The sequence below is a fragment of the Nocardia arthritidis genome (genome assembly GCF_011801145.1).
GTDB lineage: Bacteria > Actinomycetota > Actinomycetes > Mycobacteriales > Mycobacteriaceae > Nocardia > Nocardia arthritidis_A.
This window is the reverse complement of the sequence record NZ_CP046172.1, coordinates 8,024,511-8,049,557: the sequence shown is the minus strand read 5'-3', so window position 1 is coordinate 8,049,557 and position 25,047 is coordinate 8,024,511. Positions and strand designations below refer to the sequence as shown.

Genomic DNA, 25,047 nt, shown 5'->3' with positions numbered 1-25,047 from the left:
GCAAATCTGTTGCGGCGAAAGTCAACTCGCTGATTGGTACGATCGGCCGCGTTGACGTCGACTGGTCCGCACGCCGCTGCTCCCAGCCTCTCCGACGAAGCGTTTGGCGGCACGGCCCAAGAATATGCGAGTAGGTCCGATGAAAGGCACCACTATCAAAGGCCTTGGTAGCGCTGTGGTTACCGCTGGTGCGGTCCTCGCCCTGGCCATCTGTATACCCGCCAACGCGGGGGCTGTGCCCGGCGCGTTCGAGAGCGACACCCATCTCGGTGAATCGGCGCCTCCGGTGGCTGTCCCGATCGACGCGCAGTCCGGCTCGTTGCTGCGTCCAGTGAACGGAGAAGTGGTGTCGCAGTTCGGGAAAAGCGACCACATTGGCACGACCTCGCCGGTGTTCCATTCCGGGGTGGACTTTGCAGCCCAGGAGGGTGCCCCCGTGTATGCCGCCGGTGACGGAAAAGTTGAGGAAGTCCATACGGAGGCCGTTGCCAACGGCTACGGGAACTACTTGATCATCGGGCACGGAGCGTCGTCCGACGGCGCACTTTCCACCCTTTACGCCCACGCCTCCGGCATCGTCGTCCGGCAGGGCGAGACGGTGCACGCAGGCCAACTCGTCGCCTATGCCGGGCACACCGGGTTCACGGCAGGGACGAAGTTGCATTTCGAAGTTCGCGTGGATGGTAAGCCCAGAGACCCCATGCCCTACTTCCGGTAGTTCGAGCGCCTATGGCGGACTCCGTTCACTACCTCTGTCGGGATATCAACGGCGAGGTTCATATCGTCCATCGCTCCGACATCGTGCGACGGACGTCGGTGTACGCGCTGCTGTATGACGCCAAAGGTGTTCTGCTGGTTCGTGATAGCGCACGAATCGAGGAACAGTGGGACCTCCCCGGCGGCGGTGTCGAACCAGGAGAAGACCTGATCGACGCGCTTACTCGCGAAGTCCGGGAAGAGACCGGCCTCCACATCACCGGGCAACCCATCGAGCTGTGCCAATTCATCGAGTACTTCTTCGACGTCGAGTCCGGAACCGGCTGGGAATCCACCCGGCACTACTTCCGCGCCGCGGCCACCGGAACACTCGAGCCGGACGGCAACGACGATGACGTTGTCGCTGCCCGGTACATCCCTCCACCGCTGCCGGCACACGATCTGACACCGGTGGCACGAAAGATCATTGCCCTCGCGGCAATTGATGAAGGGCCATCTCGATAGCGAGCATCGCCGAGTCGAATCAGGCTGCGCGGAATCAATTAGGCAACCGTTGGCTGCGTTTTTGAAGGTATTTTCTGCGGATGACCATGCGGGGGCTGATCAACGTGCCAGGCTGGGGTGGTGGCCGAATTGACTGGAGATGCTGGCGGTGGGCGGGGGCTGACGAGCCATGAGCGGGCGGCGGGGCGGCCGTGGGATGACTCGTATCGGGACGGGGGTGCGCCGTGGGATATTGGTGAACCGCAGCCTGCGGTAGCGCGGTTGGTGGGTGAGGGTGGGTTTGTGGGGGCGGTGTTGGATGCCGGGTGCGGGACGGGGGAGAACGCGCTGTGCGTTGCCGCGCTGGGGTTGCCGGTGCTGGGTGTCGATGTGGCGGAGACGGCGGTGGCCGTCGCCAGGAAGAAGGCGGCGGAACGGGGGATCGCGGCCGAGTTCGCGGTGGCCGACGCGTTCCGGCTGGACCGGTTGGGGCGCAGGTTCGATACGGTGCTGGATTGCGGGCTTTTCCACACGTTCGATCGCGATGAGCGGCGGAAGTACGTGGCGAGTTTGGGTTCGGTGCTCGAGTGCGGTGGCACGCTTTATGTGTTGTGCTTCAGCGATATCGGTCCCGAGCTCGGCCCGCATCCGGTCGCCCGTGAGGAGTTGAGCGCCGCATTCGGTCTCGCCGATGGATGGAAGGTCGCCGCCGTCGAACCGGACCGGATCCGGGCGACGTTCAATGTCGACGGACTGCCCGCTTGGCTTGCGACGATCAAGCGCATTTAGGCAGTGCCGCAACGAATTTCAGTACGGCGTCCCGTTGGCGAAGTCGGTGGCGAAGGTGTTCTCGACCGTGCTCAGCACACCGGAGTCGCCGACGATGAGGCCGAGTTCGCGATTGTGGTTCAGCGAGTTGTCGGAGAAATTCTCCGATCCGACAAAGACTTTCGCGGTCGCGGTGCCGTAGTCGGCGACGATCGCCTTGGCGTGGATGTAGGTGCCGCCGCTGGCGGAGTAGGTGACGATCTGTCCGCCCGCGGCCTGCACCTGATCGAACTGGTCCCGGTAGCTGTCCGGATTCATACCGACGACCCGGACGGTGACGCCGCGCCGCGCGGCGTCGGCGATGGCGTTCACCAGTGTGCTGTCACCGAATTCGAGTTCCTCCACATCCAGGCTGTGCTGTGCGCCGTTGATCAGCCCGAGTAGCCGGGATTCCGCGTCGGTCGGCGACCAGACCAGGTTGTCGCCATCGGAGGGCGTGCCCGGATTCTGCGCGAAATCGGCGTCGAAGACCTGCTCGATGGCGTCGACGTCGGCCCGGTCGGCGTCGAAGACGCCGTAGTCGCGATCGTCGGCGTAATAGGTCGAGTCGAGATTGCCCGACATGATCAGCGACCGGCCGTGGTCGACGGTGATCGTCTTCTGGTGGGTGTAGACGAAGGCCGATGTGGACCAGGTGACGGCGGCCCCGGCGTTCGCCAGCGTCGTGTACGCGGCGTTGTTCACGGATTGGTGGGCGCCGTCCAGGATGACGCGAACCGCGATTCCGGCCTGCTGTTTGCGCACCAGATCGCCGACCGCGGTGTCGTCGCGGAGCTCGTACATGGTGATATCGATCGAGCTGGTCGCCGAATCGATGAAATCGTATACGGCGGAATGGCTTTGATCCGGAAATACGATGGTCGAGAAGTCCGTCGCCGCGTTCGCCGGTGCGGCGAATACGCCTGGGTCGACGGATATCAGACTCAGCGCAACCGCGAACGCGGGCAAAAGGATTGGCTGTCGCGATCTCGATACCGCACCGCACGCCGAGCGGCGGATTCTCATCGGGCACAACTCCTTCGGTCGCGGCTGTTGAGCGCCGTAATCAACTGCGGCGCATGAAGACTCGTCGACTTGTCGGTACCGGTCAGATTGCCCGCCGACCGGACGGGCTGTCCAGTGGGGAATCGAAATGGGGATCCCCAATTTCGATCCCCAGTGCCGGCCTGGACAGCGAACCGGGCAAATCGGCAGTCTGACGTTGCGGAGTTTGCCTGTCGCGCAGCCGATTACCTGTCGACGCGCGCCGCATCACCCTGTCCATTCTCAAAAGGGATTGTGTTCCATGGGAATTCAGCAAAGCCGGTGGTGCTCCGGCAGACTCGATGGCCGAATTCTGCGTCGATTGCCGCGAATTGCCTTGATGGGGGCGGCTTCCGTGCTGCTGCTGTACGGCGCTCCCGCGATGGCGGCGGCGCCCGCGGCGGGGCCGGCCGTGTCCGGCGGGGAGGCGCAGCCGGTGTTCGATCCCGGTGCGACGGTCCGGCAGGATCTGTGGGTGCGCGCGCCGGTGGACAGCGATGGCGACGGCAAGGACGACGAGGTGCACGTCCAGCTCGTGCGCCCGGCCGGGGCCACCGGCAAGCTCCCGGTGGTGTATCAAGCGAGCCCGTATTTCTCGGGCGGCAATGATGTCACCAACCACAACGTCGATGTCGAACTCTATGTGCCGCCGGACGGCGCCGAGGCGCGGCGGGCCCAGCCGCCCGGCCCGGTACGGAACCTGGTGCCGGAGGAGTTGCGGGCCAACGGGATCACCCTCTCCGACGGTCAGATCCATTGGCAGTACGAGGATTACTTCCTGTCCCGCGGCTTCGCCGTGATGTACGGCGAATCGCTCGGCACCGGTAAGTCGACGGGCTGCCCCACCTCGGGTGCGACCAACGAGACCGTCGGCGCGCGCGCCCCGATCGATTGGCTCAACGGCCGGGCCGACGCGCACGACGAGCAGGGCAATCCGGTGACGGCCGACTGGGCCAGCGGCAAGGTCGGCATGATGGGCGTCTCCTATAACGGCACCCTGCCCAATGCGGTGGCCACCACCGGCGTGCCCGGCCTGGAGGCGATCGTGCCGATCGGCGCGATCAGCAGCTGGTACGACTACTATCGCGCGGCGGGCGCGGTGGTGGCGCCGGGCACCTATCAGGGCGAGGACACCGATGTTCTCGCGAAATACGTTTACACCAGGGAGGATCGGGATGTCTGCAAACCGGTGATCGATCAGCTCGAACAGGATCAGGACCGAATCACCGGTGATTACAACGGATTCTGGAACGAGCGCAATTACCTGAACGCGGTGGGTAATGTCCATGCCGCAGTGCTGTCCGCGCACGGGCTCAACGATTTCAACGTGAAGACCAAGAATGTTGCCCAGTGGTACTCGGCGCTCGCGAATGCCGGTGTGCCGCACAAGATCTGGCTGCATCAGTCCGGCCACACCGACCCGATCGGGCTGCGCAGGGAGGAATGGCTGCGCACGGTGAACCGGTGGTTCAGCAAGTATCTGCTCGGGGAGGACAACGGGATCGATCGAGAGCCGAAGGCCACCATCCAGCGTGAGGACAAGTCGTGGGTGGACGAGGCGGACTGGCCCGCTCCCGGCACCTCCGACGCGGCGGCGATGTTCCAGCCGGGCGGAAATGCCGTCGGCGGCCTGGTTTCGGCCACCTCCGACGGCGCGAACAATTCCGTCACCGAATCACTCGACGACGACGCGACCAAACTGGCCGCTGATCTCGTCGCCGCGCCGAGTTCGCCGAATCGGTTGGCGTACTTCACCAAACCCGTATCGACCTCGCTGCGGGTGAGCGGCTCGGTCTGCGTCGCGTTCCGGATGTCGTTCCAGCGGGCGGCGGCGAATGTGACCGCGCTGCTGGTGGATCGGGCGCCGGACGGCACATCGCGGATCGTCACCAGGGGTTGGACCGACCCGCAGAACCGCGATTCGATCAGCGAAACCAGCGCGATCACGCCGGGTGAGGAGTACGGCGTCCGGCTGTCCATGGAACCGCACGACTATGTGCTGGCGAGCGGACATCAACTGGGCATCGTCGTGCTGTCGAGCGATAACGAGTTCACCCTGCTGCCCAAGCCCGGACCCGGATTCGGGGTGAACCTCGGGGAAACGCGGATCGCCTTCCCGGTGGTCGGTGGACAGGCCGCCTTCGACGCCGCGATCGGATCGTCACAGGCATGAGGAAGCGCCGAGAGACCGGGCCCGGGTCTGCGGCGGGCCTGGTCTCCCCAGGCGCGGGAATATGACTACTGTTTTTCGTGTGTTTCGCAGAACGCCACTTGTGTTGCTTGCTGTTCTGATCGCGGTCGTCGCGCGTCCCGCCGCCGCTGATGCGCAGACAAGGACGGACGGGGCCGAACTGCTGTACAGCCCGTCCGGCTCGGCGAGTGCCCAGAACCCGGCGTACTCGCCGGATGGAAAAACCTTGCTGCTCACCATTTGTCGGGGCGGCTACAACGGCGGCGGGGCGGGTCTGCACCTCATGCCGAGCTCAGGGGGCGCACCACAGGTGCTGGTGGAGCAGGGCGATCAGTCGGCGGTGAACCTGCCCGGGTCGGCATGGAACGGGCCGACCGGCTCGATCACCTTCTCGTACAACGTCACCGATATCGATGAGATCTGGACGATGCGGCCCGGCGCCGAGCCGCACCAGGTGACCTCGCACAGCGGCAGAATGTACACCGAGCCGAGCTTCGCGCCGGACGGTGATTGGATCGTGTTCCAGGAGAACGACGCCAAGCAACAGACCGGCTCGCGGGGCACCATCCGTAAGGTACGCGCCGACGGCAGCGGGATCACCGCGCTGGTCGATGGCCCCGCCACGAATACCGATAACCGGCAACCGAATTGGTCGCCGCGCGGCGATATTATCGTATTCCAGTCCAGCCCAGGGGGTTCCGACAAGTCGCGGCTGGTGACGATCGCTCCGGACGGTACCGGCCGCAAGGTGATCACCGGTGGCGAAGGTGAAGACTCTGACGCGAGTTTCTCTCCGGACGGCAATTGGGTGGTGTATTCGTCCAACCATGGTGGGCTGAAGCATGGGCAGATCTTCGTCACCCGGTCCGACGGCACCGGAGAACCCGTGCGGGTCACCAAATCCGACGGCTACGACGGTGCGCCGAGTTGGTCGCCCGACGGCGCCTGGATCGTCTTCGAGTCGGGACCGACGGAGAAGGTACCCACTTCGATTTGGCGCATCCCGGCGCCGAAACTGGGTTAGCCCGCCGCGATCTGCATCGACCCGGAGATCGAATCCTCATCGGCGACAGGGACTTCGGTGCCGCGCAGCGAGGTGCCCGCGGTCTCGCGGAGGTAGGCGCATGCGATGAGGCCGACGATGGCGGCGCCCACCGTGTACCAGGCGGGGAACAGTGACCAGCCGGTCGCATCTATCACCGCCTCGTTGATCAGTGGCGCCGTGCCGCCGAACAGCGCGGTGGACACGTTGTAGGCGAGGGCGAAGCCCGCATAGCGCACGTGGGTGGGGAAGATGGCGGGGAAGGTGGAGCTGATGGTGGCCAGCTGTGGCACGTAGAGCAGACCCAAGATGACGAATCCGGTTATCGCCCAAGGTGTTCCGCGACCCATCAGCCAGTACATGGGCACCGCGAGCAGTATCAGGCCGGTGAGCGAGAACAGCCACATCGGGCGGCGGCCGACCCGGTCGGACAGTCGGCCGAAGAAGGGCAGCGACACCATCATGACGGTCTGGCCGATCAGCATCATCGTGGTGGTCGCCGATTCACCCATGCCGATGGTCTGCCGCAGATAGGTCGGCTGGTAGGTGAGCAGGGTGTAGTTCACGACGTTGAGCGCGACGACAAGCCCTGCGAGCGTGAGGAATTCGCGGCGGTAGGTGGTCAGCACGACGCCGATGCCGCCGGGCGGGTGGTCGCGCTCGGCCACCTCGCTGAATACCGGCGATTCGTCCAGCCGGGCCCGCAGATACCAGCCGGTGAGCCCGAGCGGGACCGCCAGCAGGAACGGGATGCGCCAGCCGCCGTCGTGCATGCTCGCCGAACCCAGCACGAGCTGGCAGATCAGCACGACGGCCGAGCCGCCGACGAAACCCGCCAGCGTGCCGAATTCCAGGAAGCTGCCGAGGAAGCCGCGCTTGCGGTCGTTCGCGCATTCGGCGAGATATGTTGCGGCGCCGCCATATTCGCCTCCGGTCGAAAAGCCCTGCACCACCCGCAGCGCGATGAGCAGCACCGGCGCCAGCACCCCGACCGACGAATGGGTCGGCAGCAGGCCGATCGCGCCGGTCGCGGTGGCCATCAGCAGGATGGTGGTCGCGAGCACGGCCTTGCGGCCGAGCCGGTCGCCGAGCGGCCCCCACACCATTCCGCCGAGCGGCCGCAGCACGAACGAGACCGCGAAGCCGAGCATCGTGCCGAGGGTGCCGAGGTGCCCGGGGAAGAAGGCGTCGGTCAGGTAGCCCGCGGTCGCCGCGTATACCCCGTAATCGAACCATTCGGTGGCATTTCCCATGGCAGCCGCCGCGACCGATCGCCGTAGCGGAAAAGCCCCCGCGCTCCGTTCCGTCACGTGTTCGTCCTTCCCAGCCCGCAGCAGGGACCTGTTTTCGATTCCGCTCAGCGCCGCGGCGCCGAGCATTACGCACGAAACAGACCTTTACCCCGTTTTTCTCCTTGACAAACCCCTACTGTGATTCATCCCATGTTTTCGGCGGGATTGGCGGGCCAAATGCGGTGCTGTCGGGCGAAGCCCGCGCCGGGCCGAGTTCCAGTGCGAGGCACTCGCTTACCCTCGGAGTATCAGCTGGCTGAGTAATCCGAAGTGTCAGAGGTGATTTCGCCACACAGAAGGGACAGCGGCATGGTGGAGGAGTCGAATGCCAAGCGGGGCAACGGGGCTCAGGGTGCGATCGGGTTGGATGGAACAGGGCGATCTCGTCTTCGCGCCGCAGGGTTTCCTGCACTACTTCGAGAACGCGAGCGCCGATGCGCCGTTGGATGTGCTGGTCGTATTCAACACCAGCGCAAAGGAACCCAGTGACGACATCGGTATCGTCGCGACGGTGAACGCGCTGCCGCGCGAGGTACTGGCCGCCTCGTTCGGCGTTCCGATGGCGGCGTTCGCCCAGGTGCCCACCGAGATCAAGCCGGTGGGGATCACGCGGCGGCGGTAACCGATAGGACCGTCGATATCGCGGGTGTGCTGTGATTCGACGGACGGGTGGTGGCGAGCGACGGGAGGTACGGCGTGGTCGAGGCGAAGCGGCGCGGGCCGACCAGGCGCACCGTCCTCGCCTCGGCATCCGCGCTGGCCGGCGCCTGGCTGCTCGGCGGAGCGGCCGACAGCGCCGCCCGCGACCTGGACCGATTCGCGCTCGACCCGCGCCGGGCGCATTCCGACGTGCTGTTCATCGGTGCGCACCCGGATGACGAGTCGTCGAATCTCGGCACGTTCGGCCGGTGGCGGGAGGAGTTGGGCCTGCGCACCGGCGTGCTCACCATCACTCGGGGCGAGGGCGGCGGCAATGCCGTCGGACTGGCGGAGGGCCCCGAACTGGGTCTGATCCGGGAGGACGAGGAGCGCAGGGCCACCGCGCTCGCCGGCATCGAGAACATCTACTACCTCGATAAACCGGACTTCTGGTACACGCTCTCCGCACCGCTGACGGCGCGGATCTGGGGCGCCGCCGACACCCTGGCCAGGGTGGTGCGGCTGGTGCGCGCGACGACGCCGCACACCATTGTGGTGATGGATCCGCGTCCGTTCAATCAGCATGGCGGACATCAATTTTCGGCTCGACTCGGGATAGAGGCGTTCCGGCTGGCCGGTGATCCGCATGCCTTTCCGGAACAGCTCACCGTGGAGGGGCTGACGCTGTGGCGGCCGCGGCGGTTGCTCGCCCAGAACTATGGATTCAGCGAACTGCTCGGCCCAGATGCGGCCGAGCGGCAGCGCACCGATCCGGCCAGCGGGCTGCCGGTGCTCGGGGTGTGGTCCGGCGCTCGTTCGCGCGAATACGGCACGACCTGGGCGCAGGTGCAGCGCGATGCGGCGCGGCTGTACCGCACACAGGGTTTCGCGGCGATGCCCGCCCAGGTGCCGACCGATCCTCGGCAGCTCGGTTCCGACTGGTTCACCGTGCTGGCCGAGGACGGCCGGTTCATCGAGGCGCCGGTGCGGCGGCAGGACGGGCTGCGGCCCCTATACGCCGAATTCCGGGACTGGGCCGAACGAAACGGCTTGCCGTGGTTGGCGAATCGGGCGCAGCCGGATTATCCGCCGCGCCCGGCGACCACGGTGCCCGCCGTGGCGACCGCTCCGGTGCTGAACGGCGTGGCCGATCCCGGCGAATATCCGGGACCCGAACTGCCGCTTGCCGTTTGGCAGGGCGACGACCGCTGCACCGCGACCGCGAAGCTGGCCAGGCATGCCGACGATCTGTATGTGCTTGTCACCGTGCGTGATCGGGCCAAGGGTGCGGCGTTGGCGCGTGACGACGTCAAACGGCACTGGCGCACCGATTCGGTGGAGATCGCCATCGATCCCCGCGGCGATTCCGACGACACCGCCACCACACTGAAGACCGGCATCCTGCCCTATACCGCCGACGGTGGCCCGGCCGCCGAGCGTGACGCCGACAACAACCAAGGCCCGGTGGGTGATTCGGGTATTCAGGTGGCGGCCACGGTCACCGAACCGTACGCGGGCTACACGGTGGAGGTGAAGATCCCGTTCGCCGCGCTGCCCGCCCCGGTCGATCCGGCACGGTTCGCGATGAACATCATGGTCTACAACTCCGATACCACCGATAAGACCGGCCAGACCCGGCTGGCCTGGTCGCCGTTCGGCAGCCCGCAGGCCGATCCGTACGTGTGGGGCACGGCGACACTCGTCGGCTATCAGCCACCTGATACGCCGAAAGACGCAGCGCCGCCGAGCATTCCGCGGACGGCGGCCCGCAGCGCCGATTCACCCGCCTCGCGCGCGCAGGCCGCACGGATCGGAGTCCCGATCGCGGGTGACCCGATCGGCTAGCCACCCAACATCTTTCAGATCCCGGCGGCGCTCGCGACCTTATCCGCGGCCGCGACCACCTCGTCGATGCGTTCGGGGGTCGGGGCGCCCGACGCGGCCCGGTTGCGTGGGTCGTCCAGGATGCGGCGCAGGATCCCCTCGGCGATAATGGCGACCTTCCACAGGCCCAGTGCATGCCAAAAGCCAAGGGCCGCAATATCTCTGCCGGTCACCGCGAGGTATTCGGCGGCGATTTCGGCGCGGTTCGGGAAGCCGGGCAGCGTACACATGCCGAAGTTGCCGATATTGTGTTCCCCCGGCTCCGGCCAGTAGGCCAGCAGGCTGCCGAGATCGGCGAGCGGATCGCCGAGCGTGCACAGCTCCCAGTCGAGCACGGCCGAAATGGCGCCGGTGGCCGGGTCGGTGATGACGTTGCGGATGTGGAAATCGCCGTGCACCACCGCGATTTCGCGCTGCGGCGGGACGGCGGCGCGCAACCGCTCGGTGAGCCGGTCCAGCTGCGGCAGCTCGCGGGTTCTGGAATGTTCCCACTGCGCGGTCCAGCGCTTGAGTTGGCGTTCGGCATACGGCTTGTGGCTGGCCAGACCGGTCAGCCCGGTGGCGTCGAGATCGACGGCGTGAATCCGGGCGAGGGTGCGCGGCAACGATATTCCGATCGCCCCGCGGTGTTCGGGCGTCAAACCCTCGGCGATGTCCATGCGGTCGACGACCAGCCCGTCGACGTATTCCATGACCACCACCGGCACCTCGCCGTCGGCGACGACGCCGTGTACGCGCGGAACCGGGACATCGGTGTCGGCCAGCGCGGTGAGTATGCGCGCCTCGCGGGCGACGTCGTGCGCGGAGGCCAGCAGCTGTCCGAGCGGCGGCCTGCGCAGGATCCAGCGGCGCTCCTCGGCATCGGTGACCGCGAAGGTGAGGTTCGACTGCCCGAGCCCGACCCTGGTGGCGCGCAACGGAAGCCGGTGTTCGAGGCCGAGCGCCGTCAACCAGCCGGGCACGGCCGTTTCCAGATCGAATGCCGGAACCTGTTGCATCACTGCTCTTTTCCCGCCCGTTCGGCGACACGCTTGCGATGCCTGCCGAGTTCGGCATGGGCGATGCTGCGCTTGTGCACCTCGTCGGGTCCGTCGGCCAGCCGCAGCGTTCGCAGGTGCGCCCAGGCGCTGGCCAGCGGGAAGTCGTCGGTGACACCGGCGGCGCCGTGCACCTGGATGGCGCGGTCGACGATCTTCAGCGCCATATTCGGCGCGGCGACCTTGATCGCGGCGATCTCCACCCTGGCCGCCTTGTTGCCGACGGTGTCCATCAGCCAGGCCGCCTTCATGGTGAGCAGTCGGGTCTGCTCGATCTCGATGCGCGCCTCGGCGATCCAATCCTGGATATTGGCGCGCTCACTCAGCGGGGCGCCGAAGGTGGTCCTGGAATCCGCTCTGGCGCACATCAATTCGAGTGCCCGCTCGGCCATGCCGATCGCGCGCATGCAGTGGTGGATGCGGCCGGGGCCCAGCCGCGCCTGGCTGATCGCGAAACCCTCACCCGGCCCGGCCAATACGTCGCCGTCCGGCACGCGCACATTGTCGAAGGTGATCTCGGCGTGGCCCTCCCGATCGGCGTAGCCGAACACCGGAAGGTTGCGGACCACGGTCACGCCCGGCGCGTCGATCGGGACGACCATCATCGACTGCTGTCGATGCTTGGGCGCGTCCGGATCGGTCTTGCCCATGACGATGAGCACCCGACAGTTCTTGTGTAATGCGTTGGAGGCGAACCATTTTCGCCCGTTCAACAGGTATCCGTCACCGTCGCGTTCCATCCGCATCTCGATATTGGTCGCATCCGAACTCGCCACCGCGGGCTCGGTCATCGCGAAGGCGGAGCGAATCGTGCCCGCCAGCAACGGTTCCAGCCAGCGTCGGTGGTGCTCCTCGGTGCCGAACAGGGTCAGCACCTCCATATTCCCGGTGTCGGGTGCCGAACAGTTGCAGGCCTCCGGCGCCAGCATCGGGCTGCGGCCCATGATCTCGGCCAGCGGCGCGTACTCGAGGTTGGTGAGTCCGGGGCCCCATTCGGGATGCGGGTGGAACAGATTCCACAGTCCGCGGTCGCGGGCATCGGCCTTGAGCTCCTCCAGAATCCGCGGGTGGTGGTGCGGATCGCCCGCGGCGCGCATCTGCTCGGCATAGCCGGATTCGGCGGGGTAGATCCGCTCGTCCATGAAGGCGAGCAGCTCATCCCGGTATTTCTTGGCGCGGTCGGACACCGTGAACAGGTCCATCGGGTACTCCAATCGGCGGGATGCGGGCACCGGCCCGGATCTCGAAGTCTGTATCAGCGAATCTACTTCAACGGGTGTCGGATACGGCCGGATCCGCGGCGAGGTCGAGCAGGGTGATGGCGTCGTGGTCCGGGGTGTCGGGCGCGGCCAGATAGATGACGAGGTATTGGCCGTCGGTATCGGGCAGGGCCATATTCTCGAAGTCGAGGTGCATCCGGCCGACGGTGGGATGGTTGTACACCTTGGTGCCGACCGTACGCGGGCGCACGTCATAGCGATGCCACAGCCGAGCGAAATCCGGGCTCTTGACGATCAATTCGCCGACGAGGGCGGTCAGTTCCGGATCGTCCGGATCGGTGCCCGCTCTGGCCCGGAGGTTGCCGACGCTGCGGGGCACCATGGTCTCCCAGTCCGGCCAGAGGGTGCGGGCGGCCGGATGCAGGAATAGGTAGCGAATCAGGTTGCGCCGCTTGGCAGGCCAATCGGCCAGACCCGGAAACAGCGCCAGGCCGGACGGATTGGCGGCGAGCAGGTCGTTGGTGCGGCTCAGCAGAATGGCCGGGTTCGGTCGCACGGCCTCCAGCAGCAGCCGCGCGGTCGGGCGGACGGTTCGGCTCGCCGGGCGTCGCCTGGGATTCGCGGTGCCGCCGGCTCCGGCCGCGAGCGCGTTCAAGTGCGCGGTCTCGGCCTCGGTCAACAGCAGTGCGGCGGCCAGCCTTTCGAGCACGGCGGGGCTCGGATGCACCTCCTTGCCGCGCTCGAGCCGGACGTAGTAATCGACGCTCATCCCGGCCAGCGTGGCTAGTTCCTCTCGGCGCAGCCCGGGGGTGCGGCGCACGCCGACGGCGGGCAGACCGACCTCGGCCGGTTTGACCCGCTCGCGCCGAGCCCGGAGGAATCTGCCCAATTCGCCCTGGTCTGTCATGTATTCGGAGTTTAGGTCCGTTCGACGCGGCGAAAGGGGCCGTGGCACACCCCGGATACCGGCGCCCTTCCACCACACCGGCTCCAACGGGAGACTCGGAGCATGGTGTCCACACTGAAACCGGCTGCGGCACAGGTAAGTTCCGGGTTCGCGCTGCTACCGGCACTGTTCGGCAGTTTCTTGATCATCCTCGACGCCTCGGCGGTCAATGTCGCATTGCCCACAATGGGCGGGCAGTTGGCCGCGGGCATGTCGGGGTTGCAGTGGGTGGTCGACGGCTACACGCTGATGTTCGCGTCGGTCATGCTTTCGGCCGGTGCGCTGGCCGACCGGATCGGCGCCGGTCGCGCCTTCGCTTGCGGGCTCGGCGGTTTCACCGTCGCCTCGGTGGCGTGCGGGTTGGCTCCCGGCCTCGGGTTGCTGGTCGGCGCGCGGTTCCTGCAGGGCATTGCCGCCGCCCTGGTGCTGCCGTCGTCGCTGGCGCTGGTGCGGCAGGGTTATCCGGATCCGGCGCGGCGGGCGTGGGCGCTGTCGATGTGGGCGCTCGCGGGTTCGGTGGCCGTCGCGGCGGGCCCGGTGGTCGGTGGGTTGCTGACCACCGTGTGGAGCTGGCGGCTGATCTTCCTGATCAATGTTCCGGTCGGCATTGTCGCGCTGCTGGTGCTGACGCGGGTGCGGCATTCGCCGCGGCACCGGACACCGCTGGATATTCCGGGGCAGGTGACGGCGGTTGTCGCGCTGGCCGCGCTGACCTTCGCGCTGATCCAGGGCGGTCACGCCGGATATACCGGCACGCCGGTGCTGTTGGCCGCCGCGGTGGCGGTGGCGGCCGGAATCGGCTTCTGGCTGGCCGAATCCCGGGCCGCGCGACCGATGGTGCCCTTCGGGCTGCTGCGCACCCGCGCGGTATCGATCACTTTCGCGGCGGGTTTCGCGTTCAGCGCCGGTTTCTACGGGATCGTGTTCCTGCTGAGCCTGTATCTGCAGCAGATGCGCGGCTATTCGGCGCTGGCCGCCGGGCTCTCCTTCGTGCCGATGATGGTGCTGATCGGGTTCGCAAATACGGCCTCGCCGTGGTTGGCCCGGCGGTTCGGGCCGAGGGTGCCGGTGGTCGGCGGTCAGCTCGGCGTGGCGCTCGGGCTGCTGATGCTGCTTTTCGTCGACGGGTCGACGCCGGTGCCGGTGGTGGCGCTGCTCGCCATTCCGATCGGATTCGGTGGCGGGCTCGCCGTTCCGACGCTGCTCAGCGTGCTGCTGGATCGCGTCGCCGCCGAGCAGGCCGGTGTGGCGAGCGGGGTGTTCAACGCGGTGCGGCAGCTCGGCGGCGCGGTGGCGGTCGCGCTGTTCGGCTCGCTTGTCGCGCACGATTTCCAGCATGGGATGACCACCAGCCTGTTGCTCGGCGCGCTACTGCTGCTGGCGACCGCGCTGGCTTCGCTGCGGTTGCGCTGACCGCTGGGGAAGTTTGGCGGCGATCCCGTCGAGCACGGCGGTGAGCCCGAAATCGAAGGCCATGGCGCGGGCCGCGTTCGGATCGAGTTTCTCCAGCGCGGCCCGCGCGTCGAGCATGTCCGGGTATTCGGCGGCCAACCGGGTCAGCGCCTCGGTGGTGGACTCCTGGTCGTATTCGCCGCCGCCCAAGGCCTTCCGGAAGGTGATCTCCGGGATGACCTGTCCGAGTACGAAACTCAGCACCGTGGAGTTGGCGAGATAGAGATCGACCCCGGTGAGCCCGGCTTGCAGGAAGGCCCGGCGGAGCCGATCGGTGAGCCGAAAGGCGTTGGGGCCGACGCTGGGTAGCGTGCCGATGAGCGAAGGACCCCACGGGTGGGCGAGCGAGCTGATCCGCATGTTGTATGCGAAGGCGGTGATGACGTTGCGCCAGTGCATCTCGTCCGGATCGGGTACGCCGATGCCGCCCCAGAATTCGTCGAGTGCGAGCTCCAGCAGTTCGTCCTTGTTCGCGACGTACCAGTAGAGGCTGGTCGCGCCCGCGCCGAGGGCCGCGCCGAGCTTGCGCATGCTGAGCGCCTCCAGGCCTTCATGATCGAGCAATTCGATTGCGGCCCGGACGATCTGGTCTCGGTCCAGCCCGGATGCCTTGGGGCGGCGCGGTTCTCGGGTCCACACGGAGGTGAACGGTTTCCTCGCGGATTTATCTGCTCGCACGGTAGCCAAGTTTATCGTACGCTGTGCGAGTGCAATCGAACACTGTACGAGACCCGCGCCGCTGGTGGATCCTGGTGGTGCTCTGCCTGTCCCTATTGGTCCTGATGATCGACGCGACGGTGCTCAATCTGGCCATACCGTCGCTGATCCGCGAACTCGGCGCCTCCCCATCCGATATCCAGTGGATTCTCGACGCCTATGTGCTGGTCTTCGCCGGGCTGCTGCTCACGGCGGGCAGCCTGTCCGACCGGTTCGGGCGGCGGCGCATGCTCATCATCGGGCTCGCGGTATTCGGCGGCGCCTCGCTGATCGCGCTGCTGGCCAGCGAACCGTGGCAGCTGGTCGCGGCGCGTGCCGCGATGGGCGTCGGCGGGTCGCTGGTGATGCCGTCGACCCTGTCCATCCTGATGACCACCTTCGACGAGGACGAGCGGCGCACCGCGATGGCGGGCTGGTCGGTGGTGTCGGTGGTCGGCATCGTCCTCGGTCCGACACTGGGTGGTCTTCTGCTGCAACACTTTTGGTGGGGTTCGATCTTCTTGCTCAACGTGCCTGTCGCGGTGCTCGCGATCGCGGCGGCGCTGGTGCTGATGCCGGAATCGGTCGGTGCGCAGCGGCCGGTCGACCCGGTCGGCGTCGGGCTCTCGATCGTCGCGCTGACCTCGGCGGTGTACGTGATCATCGAACGCGAATGGAATTTCGGGATGATCGCGCTCGCGGTGGCCGCGGCGCTGGCCTTCGTGGGCTGGGAGTGGCGGGCCGAACATCCGATGTTGCCGCTGGCGGTATTCCGCAGCCGTGCGTTCACCGGCACCTGCTGCACGCTGCTGCTGATGGTGTTCGGGATGGGCTCGATGATGCTGATGCTCACGCAATATCTGCAATTCGTGCTGGGCTACGGACCGATGAAGGCCGGCCTGGCACTGCTGCCGAACGCGGTGGCCGCGGTGGTCTGCAACGGGCTCGGCGCGGCGCTCGGCAAGAAGATCAGCAACAAGACATTGATCGTGACCGGTCTGCTGATCATGGGTGCGGCGTTCACCGTGCTCGCGCTCGGCAGCGGTTACGGCGCGGTGCTGGCGAGCATGCTGGTGATGGGCATCGGCGCGGGCCTGGCCGCACCCGCCGTCTACACCGCCATCATGGGCGCGATTCCGTTGGAGCACGCCGGGGTCGGCTCCGCGCTGAACGACACCGTGCAGCAGGTCGGCAATGCGATCAGCATCGCGATCCTCGGCAGCGTGCTGGCGGGCGTATTCACCGACAATATGCCGGATGACGTGCCCGCCGCCGCGCGCGAATCCATCGGCGCCGCATTCGAACTCGGCTACACCGAACCCGCCAAGGCGGCCTTCGCCACCGCGATGTCCACCGGTGCGTGGATCAGCGCCGGCTTCAGCGTCGCCGCGGCGCTGCTCGGCGTCGTGCTGTTGCGCCGCGACCCGGTTGCTCCCACGGCGGAACCGGAACCGGTCAGCGTGCGGTAAGCGCGGGCACCGCCGTCGTGGCTGTGCTCCGACGGCCAACCGCGCTGACCGGTGACCTCAATTGTGGGTCGACAGTAGATCTTTGGTGAGGCTCGCGAGACGGCGGGCATTGCGGGGGTCGAGGGTGGGCAGGGACAGGTCCAGGATTCGCCCGCGGTCGATCGCGGTGAGCGGCGCAGCGGGCGGATTATCGATGAAATCGTTGATCGGCCGCACCGATTCGTCCACGGGGCGGGCGGCGCATCGGGCGAGTGTGCGAATCGTGGTCCGGACCACCGGATTCACGGCGGACAGATCGCCGCTGCGGGTGAAGCCGGGATGATAATGCACGAATCGTACTGTACCGCCGAACTTTTCGGCGTAGTAGACGCCCAAGAGGTCATTGGCGCGACCGGCCTGCAGCTGGGCGCGGACGGCACTGTATTTCTGGGTCAACTGCGGATCGTCCCAATTGATTCCGCCCTTGGTGACGCCGACACCGGAGACGCACACGATCACCGGACGCGCGGCCCGCTCGAGCAGCGGAGTCAGCTTGTGCGACAAGAGATATCTGCTCAGGTAGTAGAGCGCGAAGCTGTATTCGTAGCCGTCCGCGGTCTCCATCCGGCGCGCGCTGACCCGGTTGGCGAACAGCAGTAGCGCGTCGACGGCGCGGTGGGTCGCCTTGATTTCGGCGATCACCCGCTCGACCTCGGCCACCGAGCTCAGGTCGGCACGCAGGAACTGCAGCCGGTCCGCCGCCGATCCGGCGGCAACCGCGAGGGCTTCACCCTTGGCCTGATTGCTGCCGATCGCGATCATGGTGTCGCCGCGGGTCAGCCGTTCGAGGGCCATCGCACGGCCCATACCATCGGTCGCGCCGCTGATGACGACGGTTTTGGTCATGTCTTCTCCATTAGCCTGATTGATGTACCTCGATCATCTGCAATGCGCGGCGGCGGCGAAAGAAGGCACTTTTATGTCAGATACGTACACGGGTGTGCCCTCGATGATCGAGGTCGATTTACCTGTACCCGTTCCGGTCGTCGACTACGACGCCTGCCCCGTCAGCGATACCCTGCGACAGATCGGTGACAGGTGGACGGTGCTGCTGATCGCACTGCTCGGACGACGGCCCTACCGGTTCAACGAGTTACATCGCTCGATCGATGGCATCAGCCAGCGAATGCTGACCAGAACCTTGCGGTCGCTGGAAAACGAAGGACTGGTGGAACGCACCGTATTCCCGACTGCGCCGCCGACCGTGGAATACCGCATGACGCCGCTCGGGCGGTCGCTGCTGGTTCCGCTTTCCGCGCTGGCCGATTGGGCGGTGACGCACGGCGACGAAATTCGCGCCGCGCGTGCACGAGCCCGGTGAAACCTGGTCACCGTCCGCCGATCCCGGACATGGCGATGCCGCGGATGAAGGATTTCTGTGCGAAGGCGTAGACGATGAGCAGCGGCACCAGGATCACCATCGATGCGGCCATCAGCACCGGCCATTTCGAAATATATTGTCCCTGCATCCATACCAGGCCGAGGGTGACGGTGGAGATGTCCTTGCGCTGGACCATGATCAGCGGCCACAGGAAGTCGTTCCACACATTGACCCAGGTGAGGACCGCCAGCACCATGGCGGCGGGCCGGACGTGCGGCAGCAGCACCCGCCAGTAGATCTGCCACGTCGTGCAGCCGTCCAGGATCGCGGCCTCCTCCAATTCCGTTGGGAGCGTGCGGAAGAACTGGCGCATCAGGTAGGTGCCGAAGGCGCTGCCGAACAGCCCCGGCACGATGAGCGCCAATGGTGTGTCGGTCCAGCCGAAGACGCGCATGAGGATGAACTGCGGGATGACGGTGACCGTCAGCGGCACCATGAGGGTGGCGAGATAGGCGAGGAAAAGCACCTCGCGGCCCGCGAAACGCAGCCTGGCGAACGCGTATCCGGCCAGCGAGCAGAAGAACACCTGGCCGACCGTGATGCATCCGGCGTACAGAATCGTATTGAGGAACATGCGGCCGAACGGCATCAGCCGGAAAACGCTGCCGTAATTGGACCATTGTGGATGCGGCGGGATCAGCGTCGGCGTGGTGATTTCGGATTCCTTCTTCAGCGAACCCGACAGCGCCCACAGGATCGGGAACAGCGCGCACCACGCGATCGCGGTAAGTGCGGCGTATAGCGCGACGGCACGGGCGAAGCCGCGCCCACTCAATCGCCTGACCTTGGCCGACATCATTGCTCCGCGGTGTCCTTCCTGGTGAACCACAGTTGCGCGGCGGTCAGCACGAGCAGCACGACGAATATCAGCCAGGCGATCGCCGAGGCATAGCTGACATCGCCGAATGCGAAGGCGTTCTGGAAGATCATGATGCCGAGCACATATGTTCCGCTCTCGGGCCCGCCGTGCCTGCCGGTGAGCACATAGACCTGATCGAACGCCTGGACCGCGTTGATGATCGATATGACGAAGACGAACGACAGCGCGCCGCGGATCAGCGGCAGGGTTATCGAGAAAAAACGCTGTAGCGCGCTCGCCCCATCGATTTTCGCTGCCTCGTAGAGGTTTTCCGGCACCCCCTGCATGGCGGCCAGCAGCACGACGGTGGCGAACGGAATACTTTTCCAGACGCTGACCAGACAGAGCGAGACCATCGCCCATTTCGGGTCGACCAGCCAGGGGACCGGATCGATCCCGACCCAGCCGAGCACGGTGTTGAACAGTCCGGAGTTGGTATCGAAGATGTACTGCCACACCACCGCCATCACCACGCCGGACACCGCGAGCGGCAGGAAGGCGATGGTTCGGAATATCCCTATTCCCTTGATCTTCCGGTTCAGCGCCGCGGCGACCGCGAGGCTGATGACGACGGTGGGCACCAGCGTGCCGATGGTGAAGACGATCGAATTGCGCACCGCGATGACGAACAGCGGATCGCCGGTGAGCAGGCGGCGGAAATTCGCCAGTCCGGCGAATCGGGACGGACCGAACAGATCCCAGTGCTGGAAACTCAGATAGAGCGAGAACGCCAGCGGAAATACCAGGAAGATCGCGACGGCGAGCAGATTCGGTGCGATGAACATACGGCCCGCGCGGGCGCGGCGCCGGGCCAGATCGGAACGGGTCATTGGTTGCGCAGCACCTCGTCGGTGTCGTGGGACAGGCCGTCCTTGAACGAATGCGCGGACGCGGCCCCGCGCAGCACCGGGCCGAAATTGCGGTCCATCAGCGCATCGATGCGTTCCCAGACGGGGGTGACCGGCAACCGGGCCGAGTACGCGGGCCCCTCGGTGAGGATGCCGAGGTTTGCCACATGTTTGTGCGCGCCGGCGAATTCGGGGGAGTTCACCGCGGAATTCAGTACCGGTACGAACAGGCCGGTTTCGGCGATCACCGCCTGGCCGACCGGGCCGGTCGCGAACTTGACGAATTCCCAAGCCTGTTCCTTGCGCCTGCTATCGGCCGCGATGGCCAACCCGGTGGTGCCGATATCCGATTGCGCACCACAGGCCTTCGGTCCGGCGGGCAGCGCGGTGAGATCGAAATCGAGCTGCTCCGCGTCGGAGAAGGTGCGATAGCGCCAATGGCCGCCCATGGCGAGCGCGGCCTTGCCCTGGGTGAACAGGTCCATGGTCGACATGGACTGTTGATCGGCCGGGGTCGGCGCCACCCGGTATATGTTCGCGAGGTCCGCGTAGAACTGCACGCCGTCGATGAAGGCGTCGTCGGCGAAATTGGCCCTCGTCGGATTGGACAGCGGGATCGCCCACGGCGCGCCGTTGTTCATGCCGAATAGCGCGGCGGAATAGTAGGGCACCCAGGTGTCGACGAAACCCCACTGCGTCACCTTGCCCGATCGCTCGCGCTTGGTGAAACCCTTTGCGACATCCAGGAATTCGTCGAAGCTCCAGGCGGTGGACCAGGTGCGGGGCGGCTGCACGCCCGCCTTGTCGAACAGCTGCCGGTTGTAGAAGAGGAAGTTCCCCGCCCACTGTTCCGGCAGCGCGTACTGCCCGCCCTTGAAGGCGAAGGTGTCGTAAAGCGCTGGAACGCTGCGGGATTTCAGGTCGGCCGCGAAGGCGGGATCCTTGGCGAGCATGGTGTTCAGGTCGAGTAGCACCCCGTTGTCGGCCAGGCCGGCGTAGGTGAGCTCCCAGGCCATCAGCACATCGGGGCATTTGCCGCCCGCGCAGAAGGTCAGCATCTGCTGCATCGGATCCGGGCCGGACAGCACGGTCCTGACCTTGATATCCGGATGTCTGCGGGTGAATTCGTCGATCACCCGCATCCGGCCGTCCGCCTCCTCCGGGTTCGCCTGGAAGAAGAAGGTCAGCGCGTCGTCATCGCCGCCGCATCCGGCGAGGGCGGGCGCGAGCAGTGCGGCGCCCGCGCCGCGGAGGAATGTCCGTCGTTCGATTCGCATGGTGGTCCGAGTTCTGTTGCGCGACAGCACTGGCACGGGGACAGGCATCCAGGATGCCGCATCGATGGGCTCGATCGGGCCAACCCGCGTTATTCGGTATGCCGGGCCCGATGTGACGAAAGTTGCACTGTCTGAAAAATTGCAGTTTGTGCTATGTTTTGGCTATGGCCGAGCGAAACGCACCCGAACTGGGTCTGCGCGAACTGAAGAAGCGTCAGACCCTGTTCGCGCTCTGCCAGGCCGCGCGGCGACTCGCGGCTGAGCGCGGACTCGACGCGACCACCACCGATGACATCGCCAAGGCCGTCGGGGTGTCACCGCGGACGTTCTTCAACTACTACGAAACCAAGCTCGACGCGGTGGTCGGTCCGGTCGGTGAAATCGGAACGCCAAGTGCCCGAGCGGAATTCATCGCAGGCGGGCCGACCGGTGTGCTGATCGACGATCTCACCCGGCTCTTCGCATCCGGTTACGAACCCGATGCCGAAGTGCGCGAAACGATTTCACTCGTGGCGAACCTCATCAAGACCGAGCCGCGGGTGCTCGCCGGATTCTTCGCCGCGGGTCTGAAACACGAGGCCGCGCTCGGTGAACTGCTGCACGCCCGGATGGGTGATGCGATCTCATCCGAATTCATCTCGCTCACAGCGGGATTGATGACAACAATGACCACCCGTGCCGCGATGTCGCTGGCCGGGGATACGTCCATGACCCTTGCCCAGGGACTGGACGAACACTGCCGAATGGCCGCTCGCCTCTTCGAGCGGCCGCCAGCACAAGGAGATAACCGATGACAACGACGGCAGATTCGCCGCCGCCACCGATTGTCCTGACCCAGAAGCGGATTTGGCTCATCTTCTCCGCGCTCATCGCGGGTATGTTCCTGGCCAGCCTCGACCAGATGATCGTCGGCACCGCGATGCCGACCATCGTCGGCGAGCTGGGCGGAGTGTCGAATATGGCCTGGACCGCGACGTCCTACCTGCTCGCCACCACCATCACTATGCCGATCTACGGGAAGTTCGGCGACCTGTTCGGCAGGCGCTGGCTGTTCCTGTTCGCCATCGGCATCTTCACCGTCGCGTCGATCGGCGCGGCCGCGTCCACCGGATTCTGGGAATTCGTCACCTTCCGCGGCCTGCAGGGTGTCGGCGGCGGCGGTCTGATGATCCTGGCCCAGGCCATCATCGCGGATGTGGTGCCCGCCAAGGATCGCGGTAAGTACATGGCGCCGATGGGTGCGATCTTCGGCGTCACATCCGTCGCCGGACCGCTGCTCGGCGGCTTCTTCGCCGATCATCTGAGCTGGCGCTGGTGCTTCTGGATCAACGTGCCCGTCGGCATCGTCGCCTTGGTTATCGCGTTCCGGCAGTTGACGATTCCGAGTCACCGGCCCAAGACTCGGCCCGACTACCTCGGCGTGCTGCTGATGTCGACGGCGACCACCCTGCTGATCCTGATCACCGACTGGGGCGGTAAGCGGTATGCCTGGGGTTCGGCGACCATCCTCGGCATGGCCGCGGCGCTGGTGCTGGTGGTCGGGGTGTTCATCGCGGTGGAGGCCCGGGCCGAGGAGCCGATGCTGCCGCTGTGGCTGTTCCGCAACCGGACCTTCGTCCTCACCTCGACCATCGGTCTGCTGATCGGCCTGGTGATGTTCGCGGCGCTCGGCTTCATCCCGACCTATCTGCAAATGGCAACGGGCGCTTCGGCTTCTGTCTCGGGTCTGCTGCTGATTCCGATGATGGTCGGCATGATGGGCACGCTGATGACGTCGATGACGGCGGTGACGAAATCCGGTAAGTACCGGGCGTATCCGCCGCTGGGTGCGCTGATCATCCTGCTGTGCATGGTGTGGATGACCCAGCTCGACGCGAATACCCCGATGTGGGTGGTCTCGGCGCAGCTGTTCGTGATGGGCGCCGGGCTCGGCCTGATCATGCAGATCATCGTGCTCGTCGTGCAGAACGCGGTGGCGCCCAACCAGATCGGCACCGCGACCAGCGCCAACAACTACTTCCGGGAAATGGGCGGCGCGATCGGCATCGCCATCTTCGGTTCGATCTTCACCAACCGGTTGACCGACAATCTCACGGAGGCGTTCCGCGCGCATATGGACCAGGTGGCCCAGTCCGGTTTGCAGCCGGGCGCTTTGGTGCCATCGGTGGTGAAACACCTGCCGTCGCAGTTGCACGACGCCATCGTCGGCGCCTATGTCGACGCGCTGGTGCCGGGCTTCTGGTATCTGATTCCCGGTGCGGCGGTCGCACTGCTGCTCGCACTGTTCATCCCGCAGTTGAAGCTGTCGGATGAGGCGGGGATGGTCGCCCGCGGTGAGGCAGTGTTGGGGGAGGACGAGGAGCGCGATCCCGACGCCGAACTGGTCGGCGAGCGCTGAACTTTGCGATGGGCCGCGGTGTCGTTCTCGAACGGCGCCGCGGCCTAGCAATGGGCGCAGCGGTATTCGCGGTCAGTGCGCGCCGAGTCCGGTCGTCTCGCTCCAGTTCGCCAGGTCGATCGCCTTGGTCAGCACGGTGATTCGCTGAGCGGAGACATCCCACGGGGTGCCGGTCGGTTCGAGCGAGAGCAGCACGATGATCTTCTCGTCGTCGACGCCTGCGGTGCCCGTGGTGTGCATGGCTCGCTTGGTGAGATTGATCGCGGGCGGTTCGGGCGGTGTGCCCTGGGTCGGCGACCACATCTCGCGGATGCCGTCCGGCCCGAATGTCAGGTTCTTCGTCGCGCTGGCCGACAGTGCGTCGGCGGGTATCGGTGGCTTGGGATTGCTGGGGGCACATAGCTTGTCGGGGTCCGGCGCGTCACCGAAGCCGGACCAGCCCTGTTTGACGGCGGCCGGGCGTCCGAGCGCCCGGCCGATCCCGAACGACTGATCGAAACCGTCCTGGCCGCACTTCGTCGAGGCGTGCAGATTGTCCATGATGAACCGGCGGACCGCCGGATCGGCCCGTTCGAGGATGTACCGGTAGATCTGCACCACGTCGGCCGCGCTGATCGCGGTGTAACCCCACATGCCGCGGGCGGCGGGCGGTGCGGTATCGGTGAGCCCGATCCGGGCGACCATCCGGTCGATGATCGTCTGCCAGCCGTCCTCGATCCACAGATAGCTGGCGACATCGTCGTCGCTCGATCGCAGCATCGCCTCTAGTCGTTCCGCATCCGCCGCCGGAAGATGTTGTGCGTCATGGGATTCCAGATAGTCGATGGCGATGAGCAGTTTCACCACCGAGGCCGACCGGAACCGTTTGTGCGCATCGAGTTCGATGGTCGCCCGCCCCGCGGTCCGGTCGAACACCACGAAGCCCGCCTCGGCCCCGGTGGGGATCGCATCCGAAATCGGGTCGGCGCCCGCGGAATTCATCCCGATACCGGCGGCGACGAGGCCTGCGGTCACCGCCAGGCCCAGCCGCACCGCCGACGAGATCAGCTGCCCGCGGGTACGCCGGGGGTCCTGAATGGGTTCAGCGCAGCACACGGTTACCTCTCGTGGATCGGAGCGGGCGGGAGCGTATGCGCCGCTCGACCCAGGACTCTAACACTCGGGCCGCCGAACATCTTGTGCCCCAGATATTTTCGTCTTGTAGCACCGTTGCTCATCGGGAGCGGGCGCAATACTCGATCACACTGTCCGGATATTCGGCGGAAGGGGATTTCTGTGGCGGCAAGGACGATCCGAGCACGGCGGCCGGGATTCGAAGGGGCGCAA

23 protein-coding genes are annotated in these 25,047 nt (G+C 66.1%); 12 read left to right on the top strand and 11 right to left on the bottom strand.

Annotated features, from left to right (window positions below):
- The first annotated feature begins 139 nt into the window (after window positions 1-139).
- The 3 genes from F5544_RS36300 to F5544_RS36290 all read left to right on the top strand — a co-directional run bounded on the left by F5544_RS36300 (window position 140) and on the right by F5544_RS36290 (window position 1,989).
- Window positions 140-718, top strand: a complete 579-nt coding sequence (locus F5544_RS36300) for a M23 family metallopeptidase (RefSeq protein WP_167477350.1) — start codon at window positions 140-142, stop codon at window positions 716-718.
- An 11-nt stretch (window positions 719-729) separates the two neighbouring features.
- Window positions 730-1,221 (top strand): NUDIX hydrolase, encoded by a 492-nt coding sequence (locus F5544_RS36295; RefSeq protein ID WP_167477349.1) that lies wholly within the window; start codon window positions 730-732, stop codon window positions 1,219-1,221.
- Window positions 1,222-1,350: 129 nt separating this feature from the next.
- The gene (locus tag F5544_RS36290; protein ID WP_167477348.1) at window positions 1,351-1,989 is read left to right on the top strand and encodes a class I SAM-dependent methyltransferase; all 639 of its coding nucleotides are present in this window, start codon (window positions 1,351-1,353) and stop codon (window positions 1,987-1,989) included.
- A gap of 18 nt (window positions 1,990-2,007) precedes the next feature.
- On the opposite strand, the gene F5544_RS36285 is transcribed toward F5544_RS36290, so the two are convergent.
- The gene (locus F5544_RS36285; protein WP_203217430.1) at window positions 2,008-2,976 is read right to left on the bottom strand and encodes a phospholipase D-like domain-containing protein; all 969 of its coding nucleotides are present in this window, start codon (window positions 2,974-2,976) and stop codon (window positions 2,008-2,010) included.
- Window positions 2,977-3,391: 415 nt separating this feature from the next.
- On the opposite strand from F5544_RS36285, the gene F5544_RS36280 reads away from it, so the two are divergent.
- Window positions 3,392-5,224 carry a Xaa-Pro dipeptidyl-peptidase gene (locus F5544_RS36280; protein ID WP_167477346.1) on the top strand — a complete coding sequence of 611 codons (1,833 nt, stop codon included), beginning with the start codon at window positions 3,392-3,394 and terminating at the stop codon, window positions 5,222-5,224.
- A gap of 100 nt (window positions 5,225-5,324) precedes the next feature.
- Entirely contained in the window at window positions 5,325-6,266 is a 942-nt protein-coding gene (locus F5544_RS36275; RefSeq protein WP_238846837.1) for a hypothetical protein, read from the top strand.
- Here F5544_RS36275 and F5544_RS36270 read toward each other — a convergent pair.
- On the bottom strand, window positions 6,263-7,537 hold the full coding sequence (locus F5544_RS36270; RefSeq protein WP_174867652.1) for an MFS transporter: 1,275 nt from the start codon (window positions 7,535-7,537) through the stop codon (window positions 6,263-6,265). The two genes, F5544_RS36275 and F5544_RS36270, sit on opposite strands and share 4 nt — an antisense overlap.
- Before the next feature lie 364 nt (window positions 7,538-7,901).
- Here F5544_RS36270 and F5544_RS36265 point away from each other — a divergent pair, with 364 nt between their 5' ends.
- The gene (locus F5544_RS36265; RefSeq protein ID WP_238846836.1) at window positions 7,902-8,198 is read left to right on the top strand and encodes a cupin domain-containing protein; all 297 of its coding nucleotides are present in this window, start codon (window positions 7,902-7,904) and stop codon (window positions 8,196-8,198) included.
- Between the two features lie 50 nt (window positions 8,199-8,248).
- On the top strand, window positions 8,249-10,060 hold the full coding sequence (locus F5544_RS36260; RefSeq protein ID WP_238846835.1) for a sugar-binding protein: 1,812 nt from the start codon (window positions 8,249-8,251) through the stop codon (window positions 10,058-10,060).
- A gap of 14 nt (window positions 10,061-10,074) precedes the next feature.
- Here the strand turns inward: F5544_RS36260 and F5544_RS36255 are convergent, their stop codons facing one another.
- The 3 genes from F5544_RS36255 to F5544_RS36245 form a co-directional block, all read right to left on the bottom strand.
- Window positions 10,075-11,097, bottom strand: coding sequence for a phosphotransferase family protein (locus F5544_RS36255; RefSeq protein ID WP_167477342.1), 1,023 nt, complete (start codon window positions 11,095-11,097; stop codon window positions 10,075-10,077).
- Window positions 11,097-12,338, bottom strand: a complete 1,242-nt coding sequence (locus tag F5544_RS36250) for an acyl-CoA dehydrogenase family protein (protein ID WP_167477341.1) — start codon at window positions 12,336-12,338, stop codon at window positions 11,097-11,099. Before F5544_RS36250 ends, F5544_RS36255 begins: the two co-directional genes overlap by 1 nt.
- Before the next feature lie 67 nt (window positions 12,339-12,405).
- Window positions 12,406-13,263 (bottom strand): helix-turn-helix transcriptional regulator, encoded by an 858-nt coding sequence (locus tag F5544_RS36245; protein ID WP_167477340.1) that lies wholly within the window; start codon window positions 13,261-13,263, stop codon window positions 12,406-12,408.
- Between the two features lie 102 nt (window positions 13,264-13,365).
- Here F5544_RS36245 and F5544_RS36240 point away from each other — a divergent pair, with 102 nt between their 5' ends.
- Window positions 13,366-14,715: an MFS transporter gene (locus F5544_RS36240; RefSeq protein WP_203217428.1), complete on the top strand. Its 1,350-nt coding sequence runs from the start codon at window positions 13,366-13,368 to the stop codon at window positions 14,713-14,715.
- Here F5544_RS36240 and F5544_RS36235 read toward each other — a convergent pair.
- Window positions 14,671-15,393: a TetR/AcrR family transcriptional regulator C-terminal domain-containing protein gene (locus F5544_RS36235; protein ID WP_167477339.1), complete on the bottom strand. Its 723-nt coding sequence runs from the start codon at window positions 15,391-15,393 to the stop codon at window positions 14,671-14,673. The genes F5544_RS36240 and F5544_RS36235 overlap by 45 nt on opposite strands.
- A 68-nt stretch (window positions 15,394-15,461) precedes the next feature.
- Between F5544_RS36235 and F5544_RS36230 the strand changes: the two genes are divergently transcribed.
- On the top strand, window positions 15,462-16,919 hold the full coding sequence (locus F5544_RS36230) for an MFS transporter (protein WP_167477338.1): 1,458 nt from the start codon (window positions 15,462-15,464) through the stop codon (window positions 16,917-16,919).
- Between the two features lie 57 nt (window positions 16,920-16,976).
- Here F5544_RS36230 and F5544_RS36225 read toward each other — a convergent pair whose 3' ends face one another.
- Window positions 16,977-17,804 carry an SDR family NAD(P)-dependent oxidoreductase gene (locus F5544_RS36225; RefSeq protein WP_167477337.1) on the bottom strand — a complete coding sequence of 276 codons (828 nt, stop codon included), beginning with the start codon at window positions 17,802-17,804 and terminating at the stop codon, window positions 16,977-16,979.
- 73 nt (window positions 17,805-17,877) lie between these two features.
- On the opposite strand from F5544_RS36225, the gene F5544_RS36220 reads away from it, so the two are divergent.
- Window positions 17,878-18,279, top strand: a complete 402-nt coding sequence (locus F5544_RS36220) for a winged helix-turn-helix transcriptional regulator (protein ID WP_167479707.1) — start codon at window positions 17,878-17,880, stop codon at window positions 18,277-18,279.
- A 7-nt stretch (window positions 18,280-18,286) separates the two neighbouring features.
- Here the strand turns inward: F5544_RS36220 and F5544_RS36215 are convergent, their stop codons facing one another.
- From F5544_RS36215 to F5544_RS36205, 3 genes are read right to left on the bottom strand one after another with little or no spacing between them, the layout of a single operon-like run.
- Window positions 18,287-19,135, bottom strand: coding sequence for a carbohydrate ABC transporter permease (locus tag F5544_RS36215; RefSeq protein WP_428847197.1), 849 nt, complete (start codon window positions 19,133-19,135; stop codon window positions 18,287-18,289).
- On the bottom strand, window positions 19,135-20,028 hold the full coding sequence (locus F5544_RS36210; protein ID WP_194252446.1) for a carbohydrate ABC transporter permease: 894 nt from the start codon (window positions 20,026-20,028) through the stop codon (window positions 19,135-19,137). Before F5544_RS36210 ends, F5544_RS36215 begins: the two co-directional genes overlap by 1 nt.
- On the bottom strand, window positions 20,025-21,323 hold the full coding sequence (locus F5544_RS36205) for an ABC transporter substrate-binding protein (RefSeq protein ID WP_167477335.1): 1,299 nt from the start codon (window positions 21,321-21,323) through the stop codon (window positions 20,025-20,027). The genes F5544_RS36210 and F5544_RS36205 overlap by 4 nt, the downstream gene beginning before the upstream one ends.
- Before the next feature lie 164 nt (window positions 21,324-21,487).
- On the opposite strand from F5544_RS36205, the gene F5544_RS36200 reads away from it, so the two are divergent.
- Together F5544_RS36200 and F5544_RS36195 are read left to right on the top strand one after the other, a co-directional pair.
- Window positions 21,488-22,117 carry a TetR/AcrR family transcriptional regulator gene (locus F5544_RS36200; RefSeq protein WP_167477334.1) on the top strand — a complete coding sequence of 210 codons (630 nt, stop codon included), beginning with the start codon at window positions 21,488-21,490 and terminating at the stop codon, window positions 22,115-22,117.
- A complete protein-coding gene (locus F5544_RS36195; RefSeq protein WP_167477333.1) occupies window positions 22,114-23,721 on the top strand; it encodes an MDR family MFS transporter in 1,608 nt (535 codons plus the stop codon). Before F5544_RS36200 ends, F5544_RS36195 begins: the two co-directional genes overlap by 4 nt.
- A gap of 72 nt (window positions 23,722-23,793) precedes the next feature.
- On the opposite strand, the gene F5544_RS36190 is transcribed toward F5544_RS36195, so the two are convergent.
- Entirely contained in the window at window positions 23,794-24,816 is a 1,023-nt protein-coding gene (locus tag F5544_RS36190; protein WP_238846834.1) for a hypothetical protein, read from the bottom strand.
- Window positions 24,817-25,047: the final 231 nt, after the last annotated feature.

Coding starts and splice junctions, on each gene's coding strand:
- F5544_RS36215 (WP_428847197.1), bottom strand. CDS start 19,135: ATGTCGGCCAAGGTCAGGCGATTGAGTGGGCGCGGCTTCGCCCGTGCC.
- F5544_RS36210 (WP_194252446.1), bottom strand. CDS start 20,028: ATGACCCGTTCCGATCTGGCCCGGCGCCGCGCCCGCGCGGGCCGTATG.
- F5544_RS36205 (WP_167477335.1), bottom strand. CDS start 21,323: ATGCGAATCGAACGACGGACATTCCTCCGCGGCGCGGGCGCCGCACTG.
- F5544_RS36255 (WP_167477342.1), bottom strand. CDS start 11,097: ATGCAACAGGTTCCGGCATTCGATCTGGAAACGGCCGTGCCCGGCTGG.
- F5544_RS36245 (WP_167477340.1), bottom strand. CDS start 13,263: ATGACAGACCAGGGCGAATTGGGCAGATTCCTCCGGGCTCGGCGCGAG.
- F5544_RS36295 (WP_167477349.1), top strand. CDS start 730: ATGGCGGACTCCGTTCACTACCTCTGTCGGGATATCAACGGCGAGGTT.
- F5544_RS36240 (WP_203217428.1), top strand. CDS start 13,366: ATGGTGTCCACACTGAAACCGGCTGCGGCACAGGTAAGTTCCGGGTTC.
- F5544_RS36250 (WP_167477341.1), bottom strand. CDS start 12,338: ATGGACCTGTTCACGGTGTCCGACCGCGCCAAGAAATACCGGGATGAG.
- F5544_RS36265 (WP_238846836.1), top strand. CDS start 7,902: ATGCCAAGCGGGGCAACGGGGCTCAGGGTGCGATCGGGTTGGATGGAA.
- F5544_RS36270 (WP_174867652.1), bottom strand. CDS start 7,537: ATGGGAAATGCCACCGAATGGTTCGATTACGGGGTATACGCGGCGACC.
- F5544_RS36300 (WP_167477350.1), top strand. CDS start 140: ATGAAAGGCACCACTATCAAAGGCCTTGGTAGCGCTGTGGTTACCGCT.
- F5544_RS36220 (WP_167479707.1), top strand. CDS start 17,878: ATGTCAGATACGTACACGGGTGTGCCCTCGATGATCGAGGTCGATTTA.
- F5544_RS36225 (WP_167477337.1), bottom strand. CDS start 17,804: ATGACCAAAACCGTCGTCATCAGCGGCGCGACCGATGGTATGGGCCGT.
- F5544_RS36195 (WP_167477333.1), top strand. CDS start 22,114: ATGACAACGACGGCAGATTCGCCGCCGCCACCGATTGTCCTGACCCAG.
- F5544_RS36280 (WP_167477346.1), top strand. CDS start 3,392: ATGGGGGCGGCTTCCGTGCTGCTGCTGTACGGCGCTCCCGCGATGGCG.
- F5544_RS36200 (WP_167477334.1), top strand. CDS start 21,488: ATGGCCGAGCGAAACGCACCCGAACTGGGTCTGCGCGAACTGAAGAAG.